The sequence below is a fragment of the Polaromonas sp. P1_G1 genome (genome assembly GCF_056405595.1).
This window is the reverse complement of the sequence record NZ_JBFUBU010000019.1, coordinates 92,227-112,412: the sequence shown is the minus strand read 5'-3', so window position 1 is coordinate 112,412 and position 20,186 is coordinate 92,227. Positions and strand designations below refer to the sequence as shown.

20 protein-coding genes are annotated in these 20,186 nt (G+C 64.8%); 11 read left to right on the top strand and 9 right to left on the bottom strand.

All coding sequences use genetic code 11. From position 1 onward, the window contains the following. The first annotated feature begins 10 nt into the window (after window positions 1–10). From AC1D1Y_RS11890 to AC1D1Y_RS11870, 5 genes are read left to right on the top strand one after another with little or no spacing between them, the layout of a single operon-like run. Window positions 11–1,462: an aldehyde dehydrogenase family protein gene (locus AC1D1Y_RS11890; protein WP_477682521.1), complete on the top strand. Its 1,452-nt coding sequence runs from the start codon at window positions 11–13 to the stop codon at window positions 1,460–1,462. Window positions 1,463–1,475: 13 nt separating this feature from the next. Continuing rightward, window positions 1,476–1,916 (top strand): hypothetical protein, encoded by a 441-nt coding sequence (locus AC1D1Y_RS11885; protein WP_477682520.1) that lies wholly within the window; start codon window positions 1,476–1,478, stop codon window positions 1,914–1,916. Beyond that, a complete protein-coding gene (locus tag AC1D1Y_RS11880; protein ID WP_477682519.1) occupies window positions 1,892–2,284 on the top strand; it encodes a hypothetical protein in 393 nt (130 codons plus the stop codon). The genes AC1D1Y_RS11885 and AC1D1Y_RS11880 overlap by 25 nt, the downstream gene beginning before the upstream one ends. A 25-nt stretch (window positions 2,285–2,309) precedes the next feature. Beyond that, entirely contained in the window at window positions 2,310–2,825 is a 516-nt protein-coding gene (locus AC1D1Y_RS11875; RefSeq protein ID WP_477682518.1) for a hypothetical protein, read from the top strand. Between the two features lie 34 nt (window positions 2,826–2,859). After that, window positions 2,860–3,324, top strand: coding sequence for an ankyrin repeat domain-containing protein (locus AC1D1Y_RS11870; RefSeq protein WP_477682517.1), 465 nt, complete (start codon window positions 2,860–2,862; stop codon window positions 3,322–3,324). A 177-nt stretch (window positions 3,325–3,501) separates the two neighbouring features. Here the strand turns inward: AC1D1Y_RS11870 and AC1D1Y_RS11865 are convergent, their stop codons facing one another. Continuing rightward, window positions 3,502–3,879: a hypothetical protein gene (locus AC1D1Y_RS11865; RefSeq protein WP_477682516.1), complete on the bottom strand. Its 378-nt coding sequence runs from the start codon at window positions 3,877–3,879 to the stop codon at window positions 3,502–3,504. Window positions 3,880–3,996: 117 nt separating this feature from the next. Between AC1D1Y_RS11865 and AC1D1Y_RS11860 the strand changes: the two genes are divergently transcribed. Next, window positions 3,997–4,593 carry a DUF6151 family protein gene (locus tag AC1D1Y_RS11860; protein ID WP_477682515.1) on the top strand — a complete coding sequence of 199 codons (597 nt, stop codon included), beginning with the start codon at window positions 3,997–3,999 and terminating at the stop codon, window positions 4,591–4,593. Here AC1D1Y_RS11860 and AC1D1Y_RS11855 read toward each other — a convergent pair. From AC1D1Y_RS11855 to AC1D1Y_RS11835, 5 genes are all read right to left on the bottom strand, one after another. After that, on the bottom strand, window positions 4,590–5,891 hold the full coding sequence (locus AC1D1Y_RS11855; protein WP_477682514.1) for a glycosyltransferase: 1,302 nt from the start codon (window positions 5,889–5,891) through the stop codon (window positions 4,590–4,592). The genes AC1D1Y_RS11860 and AC1D1Y_RS11855 overlap by 4 nt on opposite strands. Window positions 5,892–6,209: 318 nt before the next feature. Then, window positions 6,210–7,541: a phosphoglucosamine mutase gene (glmM, locus tag AC1D1Y_RS11850; protein ID WP_477682513.1), complete on the bottom strand. Its 1,332-nt coding sequence runs from the start codon at window positions 7,539–7,541 to the stop codon at window positions 6,210–6,212. 105 nt (window positions 7,542–7,646) lie between these two features. Continuing rightward, window positions 7,647–8,504, bottom strand: coding sequence for a dihydropteroate synthase (gene folP, locus AC1D1Y_RS11845; RefSeq protein WP_477682512.1), 858 nt, complete (start codon window positions 8,502–8,504; stop codon window positions 7,647–7,649). Window positions 8,505–8,587: 83 nt separating this feature from the next. Then, window positions 8,588–10,510, bottom strand: a complete 1,923-nt coding sequence (ftsH, locus tag AC1D1Y_RS11840; protein ID WP_477654014.1) for an ATP-dependent zinc metalloprotease FtsH — start codon at window positions 10,508–10,510, stop codon at window positions 8,588–8,590. A 154-nt stretch (window positions 10,511–10,664) separates the two neighbouring features. Then, window positions 10,665–11,432, bottom strand: coding sequence for an RlmE family RNA methyltransferase (locus AC1D1Y_RS11835; protein ID WP_477682511.1), 768 nt, complete (start codon window positions 11,430–11,432; stop codon window positions 10,665–10,667). A gap of 42 nt (window positions 11,433–11,474) precedes the next feature. Here AC1D1Y_RS11835 and AC1D1Y_RS11830 point away from each other — a divergent pair, with 42 nt between their 5' ends. From AC1D1Y_RS11830 to AC1D1Y_RS11820, 3 genes are all read left to right on the top strand, one after another. Further along, window positions 11,475–11,951 (top strand): YhbY family RNA-binding protein, encoded by a 477-nt coding sequence (locus AC1D1Y_RS11830; RefSeq protein ID WP_477654016.1) that lies wholly within the window; start codon window positions 11,475–11,477, stop codon window positions 11,949–11,951. 101 nt (window positions 11,952–12,052) lie between these two features. Further along, entirely contained in the window at window positions 12,053–14,113 is a 2,061-nt protein-coding gene (locus AC1D1Y_RS11825; RefSeq protein ID WP_477682510.1) for a M3 family metallopeptidase, read from the top strand. A 103-nt stretch (window positions 14,114–14,216) separates the two neighbouring features. Further along, a complete protein-coding gene (locus AC1D1Y_RS11820; protein ID WP_477682509.1) occupies window positions 14,217–14,876 on the top strand; it encodes a glutaredoxin family protein in 660 nt (219 codons plus the stop codon). A gap of 75 nt (window positions 14,877–14,951) precedes the next feature. On the opposite strand, the gene rpiA is transcribed toward AC1D1Y_RS11820, so the two are convergent. Beyond that, entirely contained in the window at window positions 14,952–15,623 is a 672-nt protein-coding gene (rpiA, locus tag AC1D1Y_RS11815) for a ribose-5-phosphate isomerase RpiA (protein ID WP_477654019.1), read from the bottom strand. Between the two features lie 87 nt (window positions 15,624–15,710). Between rpiA and AC1D1Y_RS11810 the strand changes: the two genes are divergently transcribed. Further along, entirely contained in the window at window positions 15,711–16,763 is a 1,053-nt protein-coding gene (locus tag AC1D1Y_RS11810; protein ID WP_477682508.1) for a quinone-dependent dihydroorotate dehydrogenase, read from the top strand. On the opposite strand, the gene xth is transcribed toward AC1D1Y_RS11810, so the two are convergent. Then, complete coding sequence (gene xth, locus AC1D1Y_RS11805) at window positions 16,760–17,611, bottom strand: exodeoxyribonuclease III (RefSeq protein WP_477682507.1); 852 nt, start codon at window positions 17,609–17,611, stop codon at window positions 16,760–16,762. The genes AC1D1Y_RS11810 and xth overlap by 4 nt on opposite strands. A gap of 21 nt (window positions 17,612–17,632) precedes the next feature. Further along, window positions 17,633–17,890: a hypothetical protein gene (locus AC1D1Y_RS11800; RefSeq protein WP_477682506.1), complete on the bottom strand. Its 258-nt coding sequence runs from the start codon at window positions 17,888–17,890 to the stop codon at window positions 17,633–17,635. Window positions 17,891–18,057: 167 nt separating this feature from the next. Here AC1D1Y_RS11800 and AC1D1Y_RS11795 point away from each other — a divergent pair, with 167 nt between their 5' ends. Beyond that, a complete protein-coding gene (locus tag AC1D1Y_RS11795; protein ID WP_477682505.1) occupies window positions 18,058–20,163 on the top strand; it encodes an oxidoreductase in 2,106 nt (701 codons plus the stop codon). Window positions 20,164–20,186: the final 23 nt, after the last annotated feature.

Here is a 20,186-nt window from a genome sequence, read left to right as displayed (position 1 = left end):
AAGCACACCCATGACCACAAAACACGACAACCTCATCGCCGGCCAATGGCTGGCCGGCAACAGCTACAGCCCCAACCTGAACCCCAGCAACCTGAGCGACGTGATCGGCGAGTACACGCAGGCCGATGCGGCCGGCCTGGACGCCGCCGTGAAGGCCGCGCAGGCGGCCTTCCCCGCCTGGTCGACCTCGGGCATACAGGCCCGCTCTGACGCGCTGGACAAAATCGGCACCGAGATCCTCGCGCGCCGTGAAGAGCTGGGCACCCTGCTCTCGCGCGAAGAAGGCAAGACCAAACCCGAAGGCATAGGCGAGGCCACCCGCGCCGGCCACATCTTCAAGTTCTTCGCGGGTGAATGCCTGCGCCTGTCGGGCGAAACCATTCCTTCCGTGCGCCCCGGCATAGGCGTGGAGATCACACGTGAGCCCGTTGGCGTGGTCGGCCTGATCACGCCCTGGAACTTCCCGATCGCGATCCCGGCCTGGAAGGTGGCGCCCGCGCTGGCCTTCGGCAACTGCGTGGTCCTGAAGCCCGCCGACCTGGTGCCCGGCAGCGCCTGGGCGCTGGCCGAAATCATCTCGCGCTCCGGCATCCCGGCCGGCGTCTTCAACCTGGTCATGGGCCCGGGCCGCGTGATCGGCGATGCGCTGGTCAACCACCCCGGCGTCAACGCCATCAGCTTCACCGGTTCGGTCGGTGTGGGCAGCCGCATCGCCGAAGCCTGCGCCAAGAACCTCAAGAAGGTGCAGCTCGAAATGGGCGGCAAGAACCCGCAAGTCATCCTCGACGACGCCGACCTCACGCAGGCGGTGGAACTGAGCGCGCAAAGCGCCTTCTACTCCACCGGCCAGCGCTGCACGGCGTCGAGCCGCCTGATCGTGACCGACGGCATCTACCCGGCTTTTGTCAAAGCCCTGCAGGAGCGCATGGCACGCATCAAGGTCGGCGACGCCCTCACGGCCGGCACCGACGTGGGCCCGGTGTCCTCGCAGGCGCAGCTCGAGCAGGACTTGAGCTACATCGAAATCGGCAAGGCCGAAGGCGCAACCCTGGCCTTCGGCGGCGCGCGCATCCCCTGCCACACCGGCAGCGGCGCTGAAGGTTATTACATGCAGCCGGCCCTCTTCAGCGAAAGCACGGCCGGCATGCGCATCAACCGCGAGGAGATCTTCGGCCCCGTCGCCAGCATCATCCGCGTCAAAGACTACGAAGCGGCCCTGGCCACCGCCAACGACACGCCTTTCGGCCTGTCGGCCGGCATCGCCACCACCAGCCTCAAGTACGCCACCCACTTCAAGCGCCACAGCCAGGCCGGCATGGTCATGGTCAACCTGCCCACGGCAGGCGTGGACTACCACGTCCCCTTCGGCGGCCGCAAAGGCTCGAGCTACGGCCCGCGCGAGCAGGGCAAGTACGCGCAGGAGTTTTTCACGACGGTGAAGACGGCGTATACGCTGGCGTAACGTGGTGCCGGTGATGCCGACGACGTGGCTGCCCAAGGTGCTGTTGGCGCTCACGGCAGCCTACTTCCTCACCAGCCTCGGCCACTTCAGCCACAACGCCGAGTTCATCTGCGAATACCCGAATCTCCCGGCCTGGCTCACGCGCACGCAGGTCTACGCCGTGTGGGCCGCCATCACCTCGGTCGGCGCGCTGGGTTTGCTGCTGATGCGCAAAAAATACATGGCTACGGGCTTGCTGCTGGTGGCCGTGTACGCCGCGCTGGGGTTTGACGGCCTGGGGCACTATGCGGTGGCGCCTCTGGAACTGCATCCCCTGATGGCCAATGTCACGATTCTTTCGGAAGTTGTTGCCGCCGCGCTTTTGCTGCCGGTGGCGCTGTGGCTGCTCACGTCGCATTTGCTCGGTGGCAAAGCAGGAAGCCGGCAGCCGTGCTCCAATACATCGTTTTTGTAATCGCCGACGGCATGATTGCGGTGCTGGAGAGTAAGGCTGCCGCAAAGCTCAAGTGCGAAGCCATCGACGTCGAGAATGGCGTCTTCTCCTTCTATGCGGAAGATGGGTCAAGGTTGGAGCCGCGCTTCGTTCGCCCGAACAGGCGAAGGCTGTTCGGCTTCATTGTTGAACAAGGCGAGTACCAACTCGAACCCGCATCCGGTGAGGATTTCGATACCGACACCTTTGAAATTGCCATTGCTGAAGCAAGCGGCGTCGAACCCAACCGGTATTTCAGTTCTCTTTCGGAAATTCGCGCTCACGTGAAAAAAGGCCAGAATGCTCACCCCGAAAAAATTCCGGCACGCGTTCCGTATATTGGCACCTGACTCTTACGCCCGGCGGCGAACGCTCATGGATACAGGCCTGTCGCCAAAGTTGATCATCCCAATGAGCGTCACCGCCTTAATCATGTGCTTGTTGCTTTGCGTCTTACCTGTACGGGCGGCAAACGTCGATAAACCGACAGGTAAAAACTGCGACCTGGCATCACCGCCGGCCGCAGCAGGTGAAACAGTGAATCATGGCATCACCCTGCGCGTCTACCCGCGCACCAAAGGCATCGACACGCGCTATAGCGGATGTCAGGTGCTGTTCGCGCCGGAAGGCGAAAAATGGATCGTGCTTTCCCTGACCGAAGTGATAGCCGGTGATCCGGTTCGTGTTTGGTCCGCCTATGAAACCGATGCAGAGGTCCTTGCTTGCCGCTTCAAGCAAGGCAAGGTGGTTCAAGGGAATCCCGACACATGCCCGGCGTCCAGATTCATTTTGCTCGAATCGCTGGCGCCAGGCTGCACACGCGCACTGCAAGATGCAGTCGCCAAATATGGCCTCGGGGCTCCGCAGCCGCCGGAATGCGAATATCAGTGACGGGTATGTCTCGGCCCACCAACACAAGTCCAGAATGACGGTTATGGACCATGGCGACGATTGGTTCGAGGCAGAGCGCTTGCATCGAGCAGCGGCGGACGGTGATATTGCCGAAATGGAACGACTGATCGAAGCCGGATACGGGATCGGCAGATTCGATGATCTCAGTTACACCCCTTTGCACTATGCCGTCGAGAAGGAGCAATACAAAGCGTCTCACTGGCTACTCAGACATGGCGCGGACGTCAATGCGAATGAAGAGGATTGCATTGGCGAAACAGCGCTTTGTGTCGGCGTAAGAGGCAACTACCCTGAAATCGTGGAACTGCTGCTTCAGCATGGCGCCAATCCGGACATCAGCGGATGGATGGGCCTGACCGCAACCATGCGCGCACATGATCGCAAAGATGAAGAGGGAAAGAAAATCTGTGAGCTTGTTGAACGCTACCGTCGAAAGCGCGAAGGAGGCTGGCACGGCGACTTCACTGAGGTGAGTTAATCCTGACAAAGCGATCCGCCACCGCGAAGTGGGCCACAGCGGACATTGCAAAGCTGGAGATCGTGCTTCCGGGCGATTTCAAGACGGAAGAGGTTGCGTCCGTCGATCGCTAACCCTCGTTAGCCGTGCAAGAACGAGAAGCTGGAAATCTCCGGTATCGAACCACCTGACGCCGGGCTAACCGACACGCCGGCGTGTCGGCGTTGGGCGACGGGTTGGTGCATCTTTTTTCCGCATAAATGCGATCGTGAGCATGTAGATGCCTGAGCAAAAACTGGTCAGGCCGAACAAAATACACGTGGATATCGAGAAGAAGGCATACGTTCCATGTCCTGCAATGGGTATGCTGCCTCCGCTACGGCTCAAACGGGGTACTTGGCCTATGGAATAGAGGTCATAGGTATAAAAAACGAAACAAAAGCCAATGCTGGTGGCTATCAAAAACGCAAAAAATGCAATCAATCTGGGGCCAAATGGTTTGCCTCGAATCGGGTGAGTGCAGAGAAGCGCAATAAACGCAGCAAATGCAAGCCAGCCAAAAAAACTTGTATACATAGATTGAAGATTTGAGGTGATCGACCAGCGGCGATGTGACCGGCCCTGGATGACGCGATCACATTGTCTGAATGTACAGGTATAACGAAACCATACGGCGTGCGGTAAGCTCCGCGCATGAATCACCCATTGCGCTGCCAATGCGGCACTCTACGAGGCAACGTCAGCCACACCGAATCCGTGTGCCGCGGCGTCTGCTACTGCAAGGACTGCCAGGCCTATGCGCACTTCCTGGGCAAGGCCGGTGAGATCCTCGACGAGATGGGCGGATCGGACGTCGTCGCCACGCTTCCCCAGCATGTCACTTTCACGCAAGGCCTCGAAGCCCTGACCTGCATGTCCCTCAGCGACAAAGGCATGCTGCGCTGGTATGCGAGTTGCTGCAACACACCGATTGGCAATACTGGGCGCGACTACAAAGTCTCGCATGTCGGCCTGCTGCACAACTGCCTGCAAGATCCATCGACCAGCCTGGACAGCGCTTTCGGGCCGGTACGCATGCGGGTCGGCATGAAGAGCGCCAAAGGCAGCCCCAAAGCCATGGCGGCCAGCACCACCGTGTCCATCCTCCGGTTCATGGCCAGGCTGATACGCGCAAGGCTGGATGGCAGCTACAAAAACACGGCCTTCTTTGACCCGGAGACGGGAACGCCGCGTGCCTCGCCAAAGGTACTTACGCCGGATGAGCGGGCCCGTTTGATGGAGGCCGTTTAGGCCTCTGTCCTTGGGCCCGCTGCCTGCTCTACCAGTGCCAGCAGTTCAGGCAGGCAGCGTGTGGCGAGGTCAAATCGCGCCACCATGGCCTGGCGCGCCGCATGTCCCAGGTGCGCATGGGCGGCCGGGTCGGCAAGGACGCCGACGACGGTGTCCGCCAGCGCCCGCACGTCAAAAAAATCGAACAGCAGGCCGTTGACGCCGTGGGCCATGACTTCCTCGACGGGCGCGGTGCGGCTGGCGACCACCACGCAGCCCGCGCTCATGGCCTCCAGGCAACTCCATGAGAGGACGAAGGGATAGGTCAGGTACACATGGCAGCGGGACACCTGTAGCAGCTCGAGATAGCGGGCATAAGGCAGTGTGCCGACAAAATGCACGCGGTCCACCGGTAGCTGGTCGCCGACTTCCTTGAGCAGGGCCTCGCGCCATGTGCCGCCGCCCGCTGGTTTGCTGCCGTAGCTCACGTCGTCCCCGCCGACCAGCACGCAATGCGCGTGGGGCCGGGCTTTCAGGATGGCCGGCAGAGCCCGCATGAAGATATGAAACCCCCGGTACGGCTCCAGGTTGCGGTTGATGAAGGTCAGGACCTCATCGCCGGGCTTGAATTGCAGGCCTTTGTCCGCCAGCGAAAACCGGGCCTGGGCATCAGGCCTGGCCAGGTCTGTGGCGATGCCGTCGTGGACCACCCGCACTTTGCCGCGGTATTCTTCAGGCACCTGGCGGCGCTGCCACTCGGTGGGCGCATAGGCAGAATCCGCGGCGACTAGCGCATGCATCAGGGCGGTGTTTTTCAGGCGCAAAGCGGATCGTCCGGCCATGCTTTCACTATGGAACTCCGGGTCAAAACCATAGTCGGCCCCCTTGGGGGAGTAGTAGAACTCGGAAAAAATCATGAGCCTGGCATCCGGCCAGACGTCCTTGCAGAAAAGGGCTTCGCCCCAGCCGGGGTGCGCGATGATGAGTTCAGGACTGAACCCTTCGCCGGCCAGTTGCTGCATGGCTTGCGCGCAAGCCGCGCCGCGCGAAAGCTTGCGCTCGAAATCACGGCCCATGGCCACCTGGCTGGCGGCTTTCAGGCTTTCGGGCTGGTAGCGCACGACTTCGACGCCGTCAACCGGCCGGGGAGTGATCGCAAGGGCAAGGACATGGTGCCCCCGCGCCGCCAGGGCCCTGGCCAGGTGGACGAACTGCCCGGGAAAGTTCTGGTGGATAAACAGGTAACGCCGCCGCGGCGGCCCAGATGGTTCGGACGGCCTTTGGCCGGCATCAAGGAGAGCGGGAATCCTGGGCTTCATGGCGTGAATGGCGCTGAACGGCTTTCAACGGGCCCGGCCTTCGATGTGGCGGATGCGAACGTACGGCGGGCGGCGAGAAATCAGGCTATCAGCGCCACCCAGGAAGCCACCCGCAAACTGTCTTGCCGTAGACAATCTTTGCGGGATTTTTGCGGGCGTTGGATCCGGGGCAAGCTGTTGACGAGGCCGGCCCTGTCAATCGACAGCTGTGATGCAGCCAAAAAGGAAAACACCTACGCGATGACTGAATGCCGCGCGAAGAGGTGTTAACGGCACCGCCTTTGGCCGATCGGCTTGGCGCCGGGCCAGGTGTGCGCCTTAGCTGCGCACCGTATCCGCCACCCGCTCGGCGCAGCTTTTCGCCTGGGCCGCGTCACGTGCCTCGACCATCACACGCAGCAGCGGCTCGGTGCCGCTGGCGCGTATCAGCAAGCGGCCGGTATCGCCGAGCTCGGCTTCCACGGTTTTGCTCATGTCGGCAAGGCGCTTGCTGCTTTGCCAGTCCTGGCCGGGTTTGAGGCGCACGTTGATCAAAGTCTGCGGGAACAGCACGACCTCGCCAAGCAGCTGGGCAATGGTCTTGCCGCTGCGCACGCAGGCCTGCAGCACCTGCAGGGCGCTGATGAGGCCGTCGCCGGTCGTGTGCTTGTCGAGCGCCAGCAGGTGGCCGGAGCCCTCACCACCCAGCAGCCAGCCGCGCTTGTCGAGCTCTTCGAGCACATAACGGTCGCCGACTTTGGCGCGCACGAATTCGACGCCCTTCTTTTTGAGCGCGACTTCCACGGCCATATTGGTCATCAAGGTGCCGACGGTGCCGGGGACTTTTTCGCCGCGCGCCAGGCGCTCGTTGACCATGAGGAAGAGCACTTCGTCACCGTTGAAGAGGCGGCCGTCGGCGTCCACCATCTGCAGCCGGTCGGCGTCGCCGTCGAGCGCGATGCCGTAGTGGGCCTTGTTGGCCTTGACGGCCTTGATCAGCGCATCGGGATGCGTGGCGCCGACTTCGTGGTTGATGTTGAGGCCGTCGGGCGCGCAGCCGATGGCGATGACCTCGGCGCCCAGTTCATGGAAGACCATGGGCGCGATCTGATACGCCGCGCCGTGCGCGCCGTCGACCACGATCTTCAGGCCCTTGAGCGTGAGGTCGTTGGCGAAAGTGCTTTTGCAAAATTCGATGTAGCGGCCGGCCGCGTCGTCGAGGCGGCGCGCCTTGCCCAAGGTGGCCGAGTCGGCCCAGACGGGTTCCTCATCGAGGGCGGCTTCGACGGCGAGCTCCCAGGCGTCGTCGAGCTTGGTGCCCTGGGCGCTGAAGAACTTGATGCCGTTGTCGGGGTAGGCGTTGTGGCTGGCGCTGATGACCACGCCCAGGCTGGCACGCTGGGCGCGCGTGAGGTAGGCCACGCCGGGTGTGGGCAGCGGCCCGAGCAGCACCACGTCGACGCCGGCGGAGTTGAAGCCCGACTCGAGCGCGCTTTCCAGCATGTAGCCGGAGATGCGGGTGTCCTTGCCGATCAGCACCGTGGGGCGGGTCTCGGTGCGGCGCAGCACGCGGCCCACGGCGTGCGCCAGGCGCAGCACGAAGTCGGGTGTGATGGGCGGCTGGCCCACCGTGCCGCGTATGCCGTCGGTGCCGAAGTATTTTCTGGTCATTGGTTTTGTCCCTGTGGAGCTTGTTGTTCTGGATGTTGTTCTGAAAAATGTGGGGCTATTTTAGGGTGCCCCGCCCTGCCCTGGTGTCAGCCAAAGCCTGAAGACTCAGCTTGCAGCCGTCCAGACCTTCAATGCCTGAACCGTCTCTTTCACGTCATGCACGCGCACGATGCGCGCGCCACGGTCCACGGCCAGCAGGGCCGCCGCGACGCTGGGCACCATGCGGTCGGCCACGTTGAGCTGGGCCACTGCCGCCAGCGAGGTGCTGGTGACGGCGGCGAGCGAGGACTTGCGCGACCAGGCGGCCAGCAATGGGTAGCCGGCCGTGAGGAACTCCTGCTGGCGCGCCAGCAAGGCGAAGTTTTGCGCGACGGTTTTGCCGAAGCCTATACCCACGTCGAGCACGATGCGTGACTTGTCGACGCCGGCGGCCCGCAGGCCGGCCGCGGCGGCTTCCAGGAAGTCGCGCACCTGCGGCACCACGTCGCCCTCCATGGGCGCGACCTGCATGGTTTGCGGCTCGCGGTGCATGTGCATGAGGCAGACACCGCAGCTCGGGTGCCCGGCCACAACCTCGGCCGCACCGGGCTTGCGCAGGGCCCAGATGTCGTTGATGACGTCGGCGCCCAGGTCCAGCACGGCCTGCATGACCTCGGGTTTATAGGTGTCTATGGACAGCGGCACGCCCAGCCTGGCCGCATGGCGCACCACGGGCAGCACGCGCGCGAGTTCTTCTTCCAGCGGCACAGGCGGCGCGCCGGGGCGGGTGGACTCACCACCGATGTCCAGCAGGTCGGCGCCGTCCTTGAGGAGCTTGTCGCAGTGGGCGAAGACGCCGGCAAAGCCGTCGCCTTCACTGAAGTATTTGCCGCCGTCCGAGAAGGAGTCGGGCGTGACGTTGACGATGCCCATGACGCGGGGCTTCGACAGGTCTATCTGAAAGCGGGAGGTTTGCCAGATCATGGTTTGTCCTCGGAAATAAAAAACCGGGGACTGGCCCCGGTTATGGCGACTGACTGGCAGTCACGTTTTGTTCGTCACCGGCCTCATGCCACCGTAGGCGCCGGGTCTGTGCTGACGGCCGGCGTGCCGCCCGTGGGGCCGCCACCGCCGCCGACGGAGGAGTTGCGCGGCGTCCAGTCCTTGGGCGGGCGCGGCTCCTTGCCGGCCATGATGTCGTCGAGCTGGTCCATGTCGATGGTTTCCCATTCGAGCAGGGCCTTGGCCATGGCGTGCATCTTGTCCTGGTTCTCTTCGATCAGCTTGCGCGCCAGGGCGTATTGCTGGTCGATGATGCGGCGCACTTCGCCGTCGACCTTTTGCAGGGTCGACTCGCTCATGTTGTTGGTCTTGGTGACCGAACGGCCCAGGAAGACTTCGCCTTCGTTTTCGGCATAGACCATGGGGCCCAGGGCTTCGGTCATGCCGTAGCGCGTGACCATGTCGCGGGCCAGCGCGGTGGCGCGCTCGAAGTCGTTGCTGGCGCCGGTCGTCATCTGGTTCATGAAGACTTCCTCGGCGATGCGGCCGCCGAACAGCATGCTGATCTGGCTCAGCATGAATTCGCGGTCGTAGCTGTAGCGGTCCTGCGCGGGCAGGCTCATGGTCACGCCCAGCGCACGGCCGCGCGGGATGATGGTGACCTTGTGGACCGGGTCGCACTTGGGCAGCAGCTTGCCGATCAGCGCGTGGCCGGACTCGTGGTAGGCCGTGTTGCGGCGCTCTTCCTCGGGCATGACCATGCTCTTGCGCTCGGGGCCCATGAGGATCTTGTCCTTGGCTTTTTCGAAATCCTGCATCTCGACGGTGCGCGCGTTGCGGCGCGCGGCCATCAGGGCGGCTTCGTTGCAGAGGTTGGCGAGGTCGGCGCCGGACATGCCGGGCGTGCCGCGGGCGATCACGCTCGGGTTCACGTCCTGGCCCAGCGGCACCTTGCGCATGTGCACGTTGAGGATCTGCTCGCGGCCGCGGATGTCGGGCAGCGTGACGTAGACCTGGCGGTCGAAGCGGCCGGGGCGCAGCAAGGCGGCGTCCAGGATGTCGGGGCGGTTGGTGGCGGCCACCACGATCACGCCGACGTTGGTTTCAAAACCGTCCATCTCGACCAGCATCTGGTTCAGGGTCTGCTCGCGTTCGTCGTTGCCGCCGCCCAGGCCGGCGCCGCGCTGGCGGCCGACCGCGTCGATTTCATCGATGAAGATGATGCAGGGGGCGTTTTTCTTGGCGTTCTCGAACATGTCGCGCACGCGGGCAGCGCCCACGCCGACGAACATTTCGACGAAATCGGAGCCGGAAATCGAGAAGAAAGGCACTTTGGCCTCGCCGGCGATGCCCTTGGCGAGCAGGGTCTTGCCGGTGCCCGGAGGGCCGACCAGCAACAGGCCGCGCGGAATACGGCCGCCGAGTTTCTGGAATTTCTGCGGGTCCTTGAGGAAGTCGACGACTTCCTTGACTTCTTCCTTGGCTTCGTCGCAACCCGCGACGTCGGCGAAGGTGACGGGATTGGTGGACTCGTCCAGCATGCGCGCCTTGGACTTGCCGAAGCTGAAGGCGCCGCCTTTGCCGCCGCCCTGCATTTGCCGCATGAAGTAGATCCACACGCCTATCAGCAGCAGCATGGGGCCCCAGCTGATCAGCAGCGAGGTGAGCAAGGAAGTTTCTTCGCGGGGCTTGACGTCGAACTTGACGTCGTTGGCGATCAGGTCGCCGACCAGGCCGCGGTCCAGGTAGGTGGCGGTGGTGCGGACCTTGCGGTCGTCCACGGTGGTGGCCGAGATTTCGGTGCCGCCCTGGCCTTCGGCGATGGTCGCCGTCTTGATGCGCTTGCCGCGCACCTCTTCCAGGAACTCGGAGTAACCCAGGTAGTTGGAACCGGCGCCGCCGCGTGTATCAAATTGCTTGAATACGGTGAACAGCACCATGGCGATCACCAGCCAGATTGCAATTTTGGAAAACCACTGATTGTTCAAGGACTACTCCGGTGTAAGAACAAAAGTCACATGCGCCTGATTTTAGGCGTTTCAAGGGCAAAAACCGCGTATTCCGGTCCCGGCCCTTGGTTTAAAGCGGGTTTAGGGCTGCTGACACTGTGACATTTGCCACCGCGATGTGCACAGGATGCACTTATTGTGACCCCTGGGCGGGCTTTTTCAGCCCCCGGCCGATCAGAAAGGTTTCCGATGATCCCGGGCGCGAAGCCTTGGGCTTGAGCGGCTTGACGAGCTTGAAGGTGTCCCGGAACAGCTTGACCAGCTGGTCGTAGCCGCTGCCGTGGAACAGCTTGACCACCAGCGTGCCCTCGGGTTTCATGCGGTTCTGGGCGAATTCGACGGCCAGCTCGATCAGGTGGGCGATGCGGGCCGCGTCGGCCGACTCTATGCCCGAGAGGTTGGGCGCCATGTCGGAGACCACCAGGTCCACCCGGACCTGGCCCTCGGGGGTGGCCAGGGCGTCCTCGAGCTTTTGCAGCACTTCGGCTTCGCGGAAATCGCCCTCAATAAAGGTCACGCCCTCGATGGGCTCCATGGGCAGCAAATCCAGGCCGATGATGCGGCCGTTGAGCGTGCCCGCCGCCGCGCCGGTGGGCGAGAGCCGGCGCCGCACGTACTGGCTCCAGGCACCGGGCGTGCTGCCCAGGTCAACCACGCAGTCGCCCGGCTTCACCAGGCCGAAGGTTTCGTCGATTTCCTTCAATTTGTAAGCGGCGCGGGCCCGGTAGCCCTCTTTCTGGGCGAGCTTCACGTAGGGGTCGTTGATGTGGTCGTGCAGCCACGCCTTGTTGACCTTTCCCTTGCCCCCGGCCTTTACGGCGGTTTTGCCGGCCGCCTTGGCGGCGGCTTTGGAGTCGGTCTGGACGCCGGGCTTGAAACCGGTCTTGGCATTTACTTTCATGGGGCCTATTGTCCTCTCCCCGACTCGCCCGATAATTGGGCCATGGCTCAAATACAACTTACCCCCGCCCAGCGCAAGGACCACCGCGCCGATGCCCACCACCTGAACGCAGTCGTGATGATCGGCTCCGATGGCCTGACTCCCGCCGTCAAGAAGGAAACCGACGCCGCGCTCAACGCCCACGGGCTCATCAAGGTGCGGGTGCTGTCGGACGACCGCGCCGGCCGCGAGGAGATCTTCCAGACCCTGGCCGACCAGCTCAACGCCGCGCCCATCCAGCACATCGGCAAGCTGCTGGTGCTGTGGCGGCCGATGCCGCCCAAGGAAAAAAAGGTCAATGAAGACCGCATGCCCGGCCCGCGCGACGTCAAAGTGCTCAAGAACAGTTCGCGCCACGGCCAGCGGCCCGAGGTCAAAACCCTGCGTGTGCTGGGTAACCAGCGCCTCACGCCGGGCGGCACCGTCAAGCGCGCCAAAAAGCCCCAGCTCAAAAGCGCCAAGAAAAGCGCCCAGGGCTGAGCCGCTTTCCCGCCCCGGGGCAATCGCCCCGATAGGCGCATTCTTCTCACCGCGCGGCCTCAAGCCTTTAGATTCGAGACTTCCGCCCACAGCTATCCGCCATGACCAATCCCCTCCTCGATTTCTCCGATCTCCCGCTGTTCGACCGTATCCAGCCCGAACATGTGGGCCCCGCCGTCGACGAGCTCATGGCCAAGGCCGACGCGGCGCTCGAAACCGTCACCGCCGCGGACTTCCCGGCCACCTGGGCCGGCATCGCCCGCGTGCTGGACGTCGCCACCGAGAACCTGGGCCGCGCCTGGGGCGCCGTGAGCCACCTCAACAGCGTGGCCGACACGCCCGAGCTGCGTGCCGCCTACAACGCCGCCCTGCCGCGCGTGACCGAGTTCTGGACCCGCCTGGGCGCCGACGAGCGCCTCTACGCCAAATACAAAGCCATCGATGTGGCCACCCTGAACACCGAGCAGCGCCAGGCCCACAAAAACGCCATCCGCAACTTTGTGCTCTCCGGCGCCGAGCTGAAAGGTGCCGACCGCGAGCGCTTCGCGAAAATCCAGGAACGCCAGGCCGAACTGAGCCAGAAATTCAGCGAGAACGCGCTGGACGCGACCGACGCCTTCGCTTATTACGCGACCGAGGCTGAAATCGCCGGCATCCCGGCCGACGTGCTGCAGACCGCGCGCGCCCAGGCCGAGGCCGAAGGCAAGGCCGGCTACCGCCTGAGCCTCAAGATGCCCAGCTACCTGCCCGTCATGCAGTTCGCCGTCAGCGGCAAGCTGCGCGAAACCCTGTACAAGGCTTACACCACCCGCGCCAGCGACCAGGCCGCGCCCGAGTTCAGCAAATTCGACAACGGCGCGATCATGCAGGAGATCCTCGCGCTGCGCCTCGAGGAAGCGCAGCTGCTGGGCTACCGCAATTTCGGCGAGGTGTCGGTGGTGGCCAAGATGGCCCAGTCGCCCGACGAAGTCATCACCTTTTTGCGCGACCTCGCGCGCCGCGCCCGCCCCTATGCCGAAAAAGACGTCGCCGACCTTCGCGCCTTCGCCGCCAGCCAGCTGAACCTGGCCGAACTCCAGCCCTGGGACTACGCCTACGTCGGCGAAAAGCTCAAGGAAGCGCGCTACGCCTTCAGCGAGCAGGAAGTCAAACAGTACTTCACCGCGCCCAAGGTGCTGGCCGGCCTTTTCAAGATCGTCGAAACCCTGTTTGAAGTCGCCATCCGCAAGGATTCGGCCCCGGTGTGGAAGCCCGGCGTGGAGTTCTACCGCATTGAACGCGGCGGCGAACTCGTCGGCCAGTTCTACCTCGACCAGCCGGCCCGCACCGGCAAGCGCGGCGGCGCCTGGATGGACGACGTGCGCGCCCGCTGGTTGCGCCCCGACACCGGCAAGCTGCAAACCCCGGTGGCCCACCTGGTCTGCAACTTCGCCGACGGCGTCGGCGGCAAGCCGGCGCTGCTCACGCACGACGACGTGACCACGCTGTTCCATGAATTCGGCCACGGCCTGCACCACATGCTCACGCAGGTCAACGAGCGCGACGTCTCCGGCATCAGCGGCGTCGAGTGGGACGCGGTCGAGCTGCCCAGCCAGTTCATGGAGAACTTCTGCTGGGAATGGGACGTGCTCAAGCACATGACGGCCCACGTCGATACCGGCGCGCCGCTGCCGCGCGCGCTGTTCGACAAGATGCTGGCCGCCAAGAACTTCCAGAGCGGCATGCAGACGCTGCGCCAGGTGGAGTTCTCGCTGTTCGACATGCTGCTGCACACCTCGCACAAGCCGGCCGACGACCTGATGGGACTCTTGAACGAGGTGCGCCGCGAAGTCGCCGTGATCCCCTCGCCGCCCTACAGCCGCACCGCGCACACCTTCAGCCATATTTTCTCGGGTGGCTACGCCGCCGGCTACTACAGCTACAAGTGGGCCGAGGTGCTGTCGGCCGACGCCTACGCCGCTTTCGAGGAAACGGCTGCGGCCGCGCCCTCGCCGGCCGGCGACGATGGCGGCAAGACCACGGTCACGGTGGAAACCGGCCGGAAATACCGCAAAGCCATCCTGGAGGCCGGCGGAAGCCGCCCCGCCATGGAGTCTTTCAAGGCTTTCCGTGGCCGCGAACCCTCGATTGATGCTTTGCTGCGTCATCAGGGTATGGCCTGACACCCTCGAAACGCCTAAAACGTTGTGAGACTTGCAGGGCCTGCGTTAAGCTTGTCCTATCCCTGTTTTCCCCCACCCCGTACCTGAGACCGACTGGAACACCATGAAGACAAATGCCGTGAAATCCCTCGCGCCCCATGCCCTGCTGGCCCTGGCAGTGCTCGCGGGCGGTCTTTTTTCACCCCTGGCCCAAGCCCAGCCGGTCTACCGCATCGTCGGGGCCGACGGCAAGGTGACCTTCTCCGACCAGCCGCCGCCCGCGGCCACCAATGCCAAGGTCAGCGCTGCCAATACCGGCGGCCCCGGCGGCGCGGCGCCCACCGGCCTGCCTTTCGAATTGCGGCAAATCGCCAACAAATACCCGGTCACCCTGTATTCCGGCAACGACTGCGGCCCCTGCGGCACCGCCAAGTCCATGCTGACCAATCGCGGCATCCCTTTTTCCGAGCGCACCGTCATCACCAACGAGGACTTCAAGGCCTTGCAGCGGCTCAGCGGCGACACCTCCCTGCCCTTCGCCACCATCGGCAGCCAGCAGCTCAAGGGCTTTTCCGACGTCGAATGGACCCAGTTCCTGAACGCCGCCGGCTACCCCGCCGCCTCGGTGCTGCCGTCCAGTTACCGCCCACCGGCTGCCACGCCCCTGGTGGCCGTCACCGCGCCATCAGCCACGGGCAACGGCCCAGCCCGCGCCGCCGCGGCGCCCGCACCGTTGGCCCCGCCGCCACCGGCCGCGGACAACCCGGCCGGCATCAAGTTCTAAGCAAGCTGTTTTAAACGCTCAAATGCAAACGCCGGGTTTCCACCCGGCGTTTTGCTTTCTGAACAGAGCCCGAACTTAGAACACCAGCGTCTTGACGCCGCCCGGCGCACCCAACAGGCACACATGGGCTTTCTGGAAGGCGAACACCCCCACCGTCACCACGCCCGGCCATTGGCTGACCTGGGTCTCAAAGGCCAGCGGGTCGGTGATCTTCAGGCCGGTCACGTCCAGGATGTGCTGGCCGTTGTCGGTCACCAGCGGCTTGCCGTCCTTCAGGCGCAGCACGGCCGTGCCCCCCAGCGCCGCGAACTGGCGCGCGATGCGCTGGGTCGCCATCGGGATCACCTCCACCGGCAGCGGGAAGTTGCCCAGCACCGGCACCAGCTTGGATTCGTCGGCAATGCAGACGAACTTGCGCGATTGCGCGGCCACGATTTTTTCGCGCGTGAGCGCCGCGCCGCCGCCTTTGACCATATGGCCCGCGTTGTCGATTTCGTCGGCCCCGTCGATGTAGACGCCCAGTTCGTCGACCTCCGTCGCGTCGAAGACCTTGATGCCCAGCGCCTGCAGGCGTTCGGTGGAAGCCACCGAGCTGGACACCGCGCCCTTGATGCGGTCCTTCATGGTGGCCAGCGCGTCTATGAATTTGTTGACGGTGGAGCCGGTGCCGACGCCGACAATGCTGCCTTCTTCGACGTAGTGCAGGGCCGCCTGGCCGACCAGGGTTTTGAGTTCGTCTTGGGTCATGGGAGTGTGGGAGGGGGTGAAATCGGAAGGTGAAACGGGTTTTGCGACAATCGGGGCCAGTACAAGCCACCTCCACCGAATTATCCAATGTCCCTGCTCCCCTACGCCCTGGCCCGTCCCTTTTTATTTGGCCTGGACGCCGAAACCGCCCACGAGCTGACCATGGCCTCGCTGGCGCGCACCCAGGGCACGCCGCTGGCCCTGGCCTACCTGTCCAGCCGCGTCAGCGACCCGATAGAGCTGGCCGGCCTCAAGTTCCCGAACCGCGTCGGCCTGGCCGCCGGGCTGGACAAAAACGCGCGCTGCATCGACGGCCTGGCCGCCATGGGTTTCGGCTTTGTCGAGGTCGGCACCGTCACCCCCAAGGGCCAGCCCGGCAACCCCAAGCCGCGCATGTTCCGCCTGCCYGMGGCCAACGCGCTGATCAACCGCCTGGGCTTCAACAACGAAGGCCTGGACGCCTTCCTGGCCAATGTGCGGCGCTCCAGCGTGCGCAAGCCCGGCGCGCAGGGCGGCCTGCTGCTGGGCCTGAACATCGGCAAGAACGCCGCCACCCCGATTGAAAACGCGGTCGACGACTACCTGGTCTGCCTGGACGGCGTCTACCCGCATGCCGACTACGTCACCGTCAACATCTCCAGCCCCAACACCAAAAACCTGCGCGCGCTGCAAAGCGACGAGGCGCTCGACGCCCTGCTGGGCCGCATCGCCGAACGCCGCGAAGCCCTGGCCGCGCAGCACGGCAAGCGCGTGCCGATCTTTGTGAAGATCGCGCCCGACCTCGACGAAGCCCAGGTGGCCGTCATCGCCGCCACGCTGCAGCGCCACGCCATGGACGGCGTGGTCGCCACCAACACCACGCTCAGCCGCGAGGCCGTCAAAGGCATGCGCCATGCCGAAGAAGCCGGCGGCCTGAGCGGCGCGCCCGTGCTCGAAGCCAGCAACCGCGTCATCACCCAGCTGCGCGCGGCGCTCGGCAAGGGCTTCCCCATCATCGGCGTGGGCGGCATTTTGAGCGGCGCCGACGCCGTTTCCAAGATCAAAGCCGGCGCCGACGTGGTGCAGATCTACACCGGGCTGATCTACAAAGGCCCGGACCTGGTCACGCAGGCCGCGCAGGCGATCAAGAAGAGCCGTTAACCGGCAGCCCGCTTTTTCGGCGCAGCTTTTTTGGGTGCGGTCTTTTTGGCCGCAGCCTTGCGCGCTGGAGCAGCCTTGGTCGCCAGCTCCACCCATACCGGCGCATGGTCGCTAGCGTGCTCCTGCCCGCGCACCCAGCGGTCCACGCCCGCGGCTTTCAGGCGCGGCGCGAGCGCGGCGTTCAGCAGGACGTGGTCTATGCGCAGGCCCGCATCGCGCTGCCAGTGCTGGCGGAAGTAATCCCAGAAGGTGTAGATGCGCTCGTCCGGGTGCAGCGCGCGCAGGCTGTCCACCCAGCCTTGGGCCAGCAGCTTTTCATAGGCCGCGCGGCTTTCGGGCTGCAGCAGCGCATCCTTGCGCCATGACTTGGGGTTGTAGATGTCGAAGTCGGTCGGCACCACATTGAAGTCGCCGGCCAGCACCACCGGGTGCTCCGAGGCATACAGCGCCTTGGCGTGCGCCTGCAGGCGGCTGAACCAGGCCAGCTTGTAATCAAACTTCGGGCCGGGCTGCGGGTTGCCGTTGGGCAGGTAGAGACAGGCCACCACGATGCCGTCCACCGCCGCTTCCAGGTAGCGGCTCTGGTCGTCGGCCGGGTCGCCGGGCAGCTCGCGGCGTATCTCCAGCGGCGCCTGGCCTTTGGCCAGAATCGCCACGCCGTTCCAGGATCGCTGGCCTTTCCACAAGGCTTCATAACCCAACTCGCGCAAGGCCTGCTGCGGAAACACGCCGTCCAGCGCCTTGAGTTCCTGCAGGCAGGCCACGTCAGGCGCGTCTTTCTCCAGCCATGCGAGCAATTGCGGCAGCCGCGTCTTGATGCCGTTGACGTTGAAGGTCGCGATCTTCATCAGGCGCCGGTCAAACGCCGGTCAAACCCCAGGTGAAGGTTTTCCCCGGCCCGGCGTGCGCCGGAAGGCCTCGGCGCCGCCGCTGCCGCCGCCGTCGGGAAAGCTGTGCTGCCTGAGCTTGCCGGCCACGCCGGGCTCCGCGGGCTTCATCGGTTTTTCGATCAGGGTGCTGGCGTCGTTGCCGTCGGCGGCATCGTCGGGTTCGCTGTGGCGCGGATGCGGCACGGGCGCGCCTTCGCCGGTTTTGGCGCGTGTGAGGCTGGTGGTGTTTTTGGCCATGTTTCCAAGGTAGCAGCCCCGCCTGGCCACGCGTGTCGGACAACACCGCAAGGGCTTCAGGGTAAGCACCGAGCCCGCATAGAGACTGTCCCCTAGAGTACCTGGCGGGCTTTGTCGCGCCCCCTGTTGCGACTACGATGCAGGCAGTTTTGACAGGAGACCCGCTTTTGGCCGCGACCCCATCTTCCAACCCCGCGTCGGGCCCCTCCGGTCCTTCCCCCTATCCCCACCTGCTGGCCCCGCTGGACCTGGGCTTCACCACCCTCAAGAACCGCGTGCTCATGGGCAGCATGCACACCGGCCTGGAAGACGGGCGCAAGCACTTTCCCGCCATGGCCGCCTACTTCGCCGAACGCGCGCGCGGCGGCGTCGGCCTGATGGTCACCGGCGGTTTCGCGCCCAACATCGCCGGCTGGACCAAACCCTTCGCCGGCATGCTCGCCAGCTCCGGTGCCGCCCGCCGCCACARGCAGGTCACGGATGCCGTGCATGCCGAAGGCGGCAAGATCGCGCTGCAGATCCTGCACACCGGCCGCTACGGCTACCACCCGCTGTGCGTCGCGCCCTCGCGCATCCAGAGCCCGATCTCGCCCTTCACGCCGCGCGAACTCAGCGTGGGCGGCATAGAGCGGCAGATCCGCGCCTTCATACGCTGCGCCATGCTGGCGCGCGACGCCGGCTACGACGGCGTCGAGATCATGGGCAGCGAAGGTTATTTCATCAACCAGTTCCTGGTCACCCACACCAACCAGCGCAGCGACGACTGGGGCGGCAGCTACGCCAACCGCATGCGCCTGGCCGTGGAGATCGTGCGCCGCACGCGCGAGGCCGTCGGCTCCGACTTCATCATCATCTACCGCCTCTCGATGATCGACCTGATCCCCGGCGGCAGCAGCTGGGAAGAAGTTGTGCTGCTGGCCAAGGCCGTAGAAGCCGCCGGCGCCACCCTGATCAACAGCGGCATAGGCTGGCACGAGGCCCGCGTGCCGACGATTGCCACCTCGGTGCCGCGCGGCGCCTTCACCTGGGTCACCAAAAAGCTGCGCACCGACCTGCGCGCGGCCGGCCTCACGATTCCCGTGGTCACCAGCAACCGCCTGAACATGCCCGAAGTCGCCGAGCAGGTGCTGGCCGACGGCTGCGCCGACATGGTCAGCATGGCCCGCCCCTTCCTGGCCGACCCGGACTTCGTCAACAAGGCGGCCCAGGGCCGGCGCGATGAGATCAACACCTGCATCGCCTGCAACCAGGCCTGTCTGGACCACGCCTTCCAGGCCAAGCTGGCCAGCTGCCTCGTCAACCCCCGCGCCGTGCATGAGACCGAACTCGTCATCAACATCGCCCGCGCCAAAAAACGCGTCGCCGTCATAGGCGCCGGCCCCGCCGGCCTGGCCGCCGCCACCACGCTGGCACTGCGCGGCCACAGCGTCGACCTTTACGATGCGGCTGACAAGATAGGCGGCCAGTTCAACCTGGCCAAGCGCGTGCCCGGCAAGGAAGAGTTTGAGGAAACCCTGCGCTACTTCGGCCAGCGCATCAGCGGCACCGGCGTGCGCCTGCACCTGAACACCCGCGTCAGCGCGCAAGACCTCATCGCGGGCAAGTTCGACGAGGTCATACTCGCCACCGGCGTCACACCGCGCAACCCGCGCATTCCCGGACAGGACCATCCCAAGGTGCTCAGCTACATCGACGTGCTGCTGGGCCGCCAGCCCGTGGGCGAGCGCGTGGCCCTCATAGGCGCGGGCGGCATAGGCTTTGACGTCGCCGAATTCCTGGTCACGCCCACCGGCCATTCCACCGCGCTCGACCTCCCCGCCTGGCTGGCCGAATGGGGCGTGGCCGACCCGGGCGAGGTGCGCGGCGGCGTGGTGCGCCCGCAGGCCACACCGCCCGCGCGCCAGGTCACGCTGCTGCAGCGCAAGCCCGGGAAGCTGGGCGCCGGCCTGGGCAAGACCACCGGCTGGATACACCGCGCCGCGCTGAAAATGAAAAACGTCGAGATGCTCTCGGGCGTCAACTACGAACGCATAGGCGAACAGGGTCCAGACCTGGGCCTGTTCATCACCTTCGGCGAAAAGCGCCTGGACGGCACCGTGCTCGCCATCGACAACATCGTGCTGTGCGCCGGCCAGGAGCCGCTGCGCGAACTGCTGGAGCCGCTGCGCGCGGCCGGCGTGAAGACGCATTTGATAGGTGGCGCGCACGAGGCGGGTGAACTTGACGCCAAGCGGGCGATCGATCAGGGGACGCGTCTGGCTGCGACCCTTTAAGGGAGGAAGTAAGAGAGCTGCTC

Bases quoted from the DNA above. Each gene is read 5' to 3' on its own strand.
- AC1D1Y_RS11865 (WP_477682516.1), bottom strand. From the start codon at position 3,879: ATGTATACAAGTTTTTTTGGCTGGCTTGCATTTGCTGCGTTTATTGCG.
- rpiA (WP_477654019.1), bottom strand. From the start codon at position 15,623: ATGACCCAAGACGAACTCAAAACCCTGGTCGGCCAGGCGGCCCTGCAC.
- folP (WP_477682512.1), bottom strand. From the start codon at position 8,504: ATGATCTGGCAAACCTCCCGCTTTCAGATAGACCTGTCGAAGCCCCGC.
- AC1D1Y_RS11885 (WP_477682520.1), top strand. From the start codon at position 1,476: ATGCCGACGACGTGGCTGCCCAAGGTGCTGTTGGCGCTCACGGCAGCC.
- AC1D1Y_RS11800 (WP_477682506.1), bottom strand. From the start codon at position 17,890: ATGGCCAAAAACACCACCAGCCTCACACGCGCCAAAACCGGCGAAGGC.
- AC1D1Y_RS11825 (WP_477682510.1), top strand. From the start codon at position 12,053: ATGACCAATCCCCTCCTCGATTTCTCCGATCTCCCGCTGTTCGACCGT.
- xth (WP_477682507.1), bottom strand. From the start codon at position 17,611: ATGAAGATCGCGACCTTCAACGTCAACGGCATCAAGACGCGGCTGCCG.
- AC1D1Y_RS11820 (WP_477682509.1), top strand. From the start codon at position 14,217: ATGAAGACAAATGCCGTGAAATCCCTCGCGCCCCATGCCCTGCTGGCC.
- AC1D1Y_RS11835 (WP_477682511.1), bottom strand. From the start codon at position 11,432: ATGAAAGTAAATGCCAAGACCGGTTTCAAGCCCGGCGTCCAGACCGAC.
- AC1D1Y_RS11890 (WP_477682521.1), top strand. From the start codon at position 11: ATGACCACAAAACACGACAACCTCATCGCCGGCCAATGGCTGGCCGGC.
- glmM (WP_477682513.1), bottom strand. From the start codon at position 7,541: ATGACCAGAAAATACTTCGGCACCGACGGCATACGCGGCACGGTGGGC.
- AC1D1Y_RS11870 (WP_477682517.1), top strand. From the start codon at position 2,860: ATGACGGTTATGGACCATGGCGACGATTGGTTCGAGGCAGAGCGCTTG.
- AC1D1Y_RS11830 (WP_477654016.1), top strand. From the start codon at position 11,475: ATGGCTCAAATACAACTTACCCCCGCCCAGCGCAAGGACCACCGCGCC.
- AC1D1Y_RS11855 (WP_477682514.1), bottom strand. From the start codon at position 5,891: ATGAAGCCCAGGATTCCCGCTCTCCTTGATGCCGGCCAAAGGCCGTCC.
- AC1D1Y_RS11875 (WP_477682518.1), top strand. From the start codon at position 2,310: ATGGATACAGGCCTGTCGCCAAAGTTGATCATCCCAATGAGCGTCACC.
- AC1D1Y_RS11860 (WP_477682515.1), top strand. From the start codon at position 3,997: ATGAATCACCCATTGCGCTGCCAATGCGGCACTCTACGAGGCAACGTC.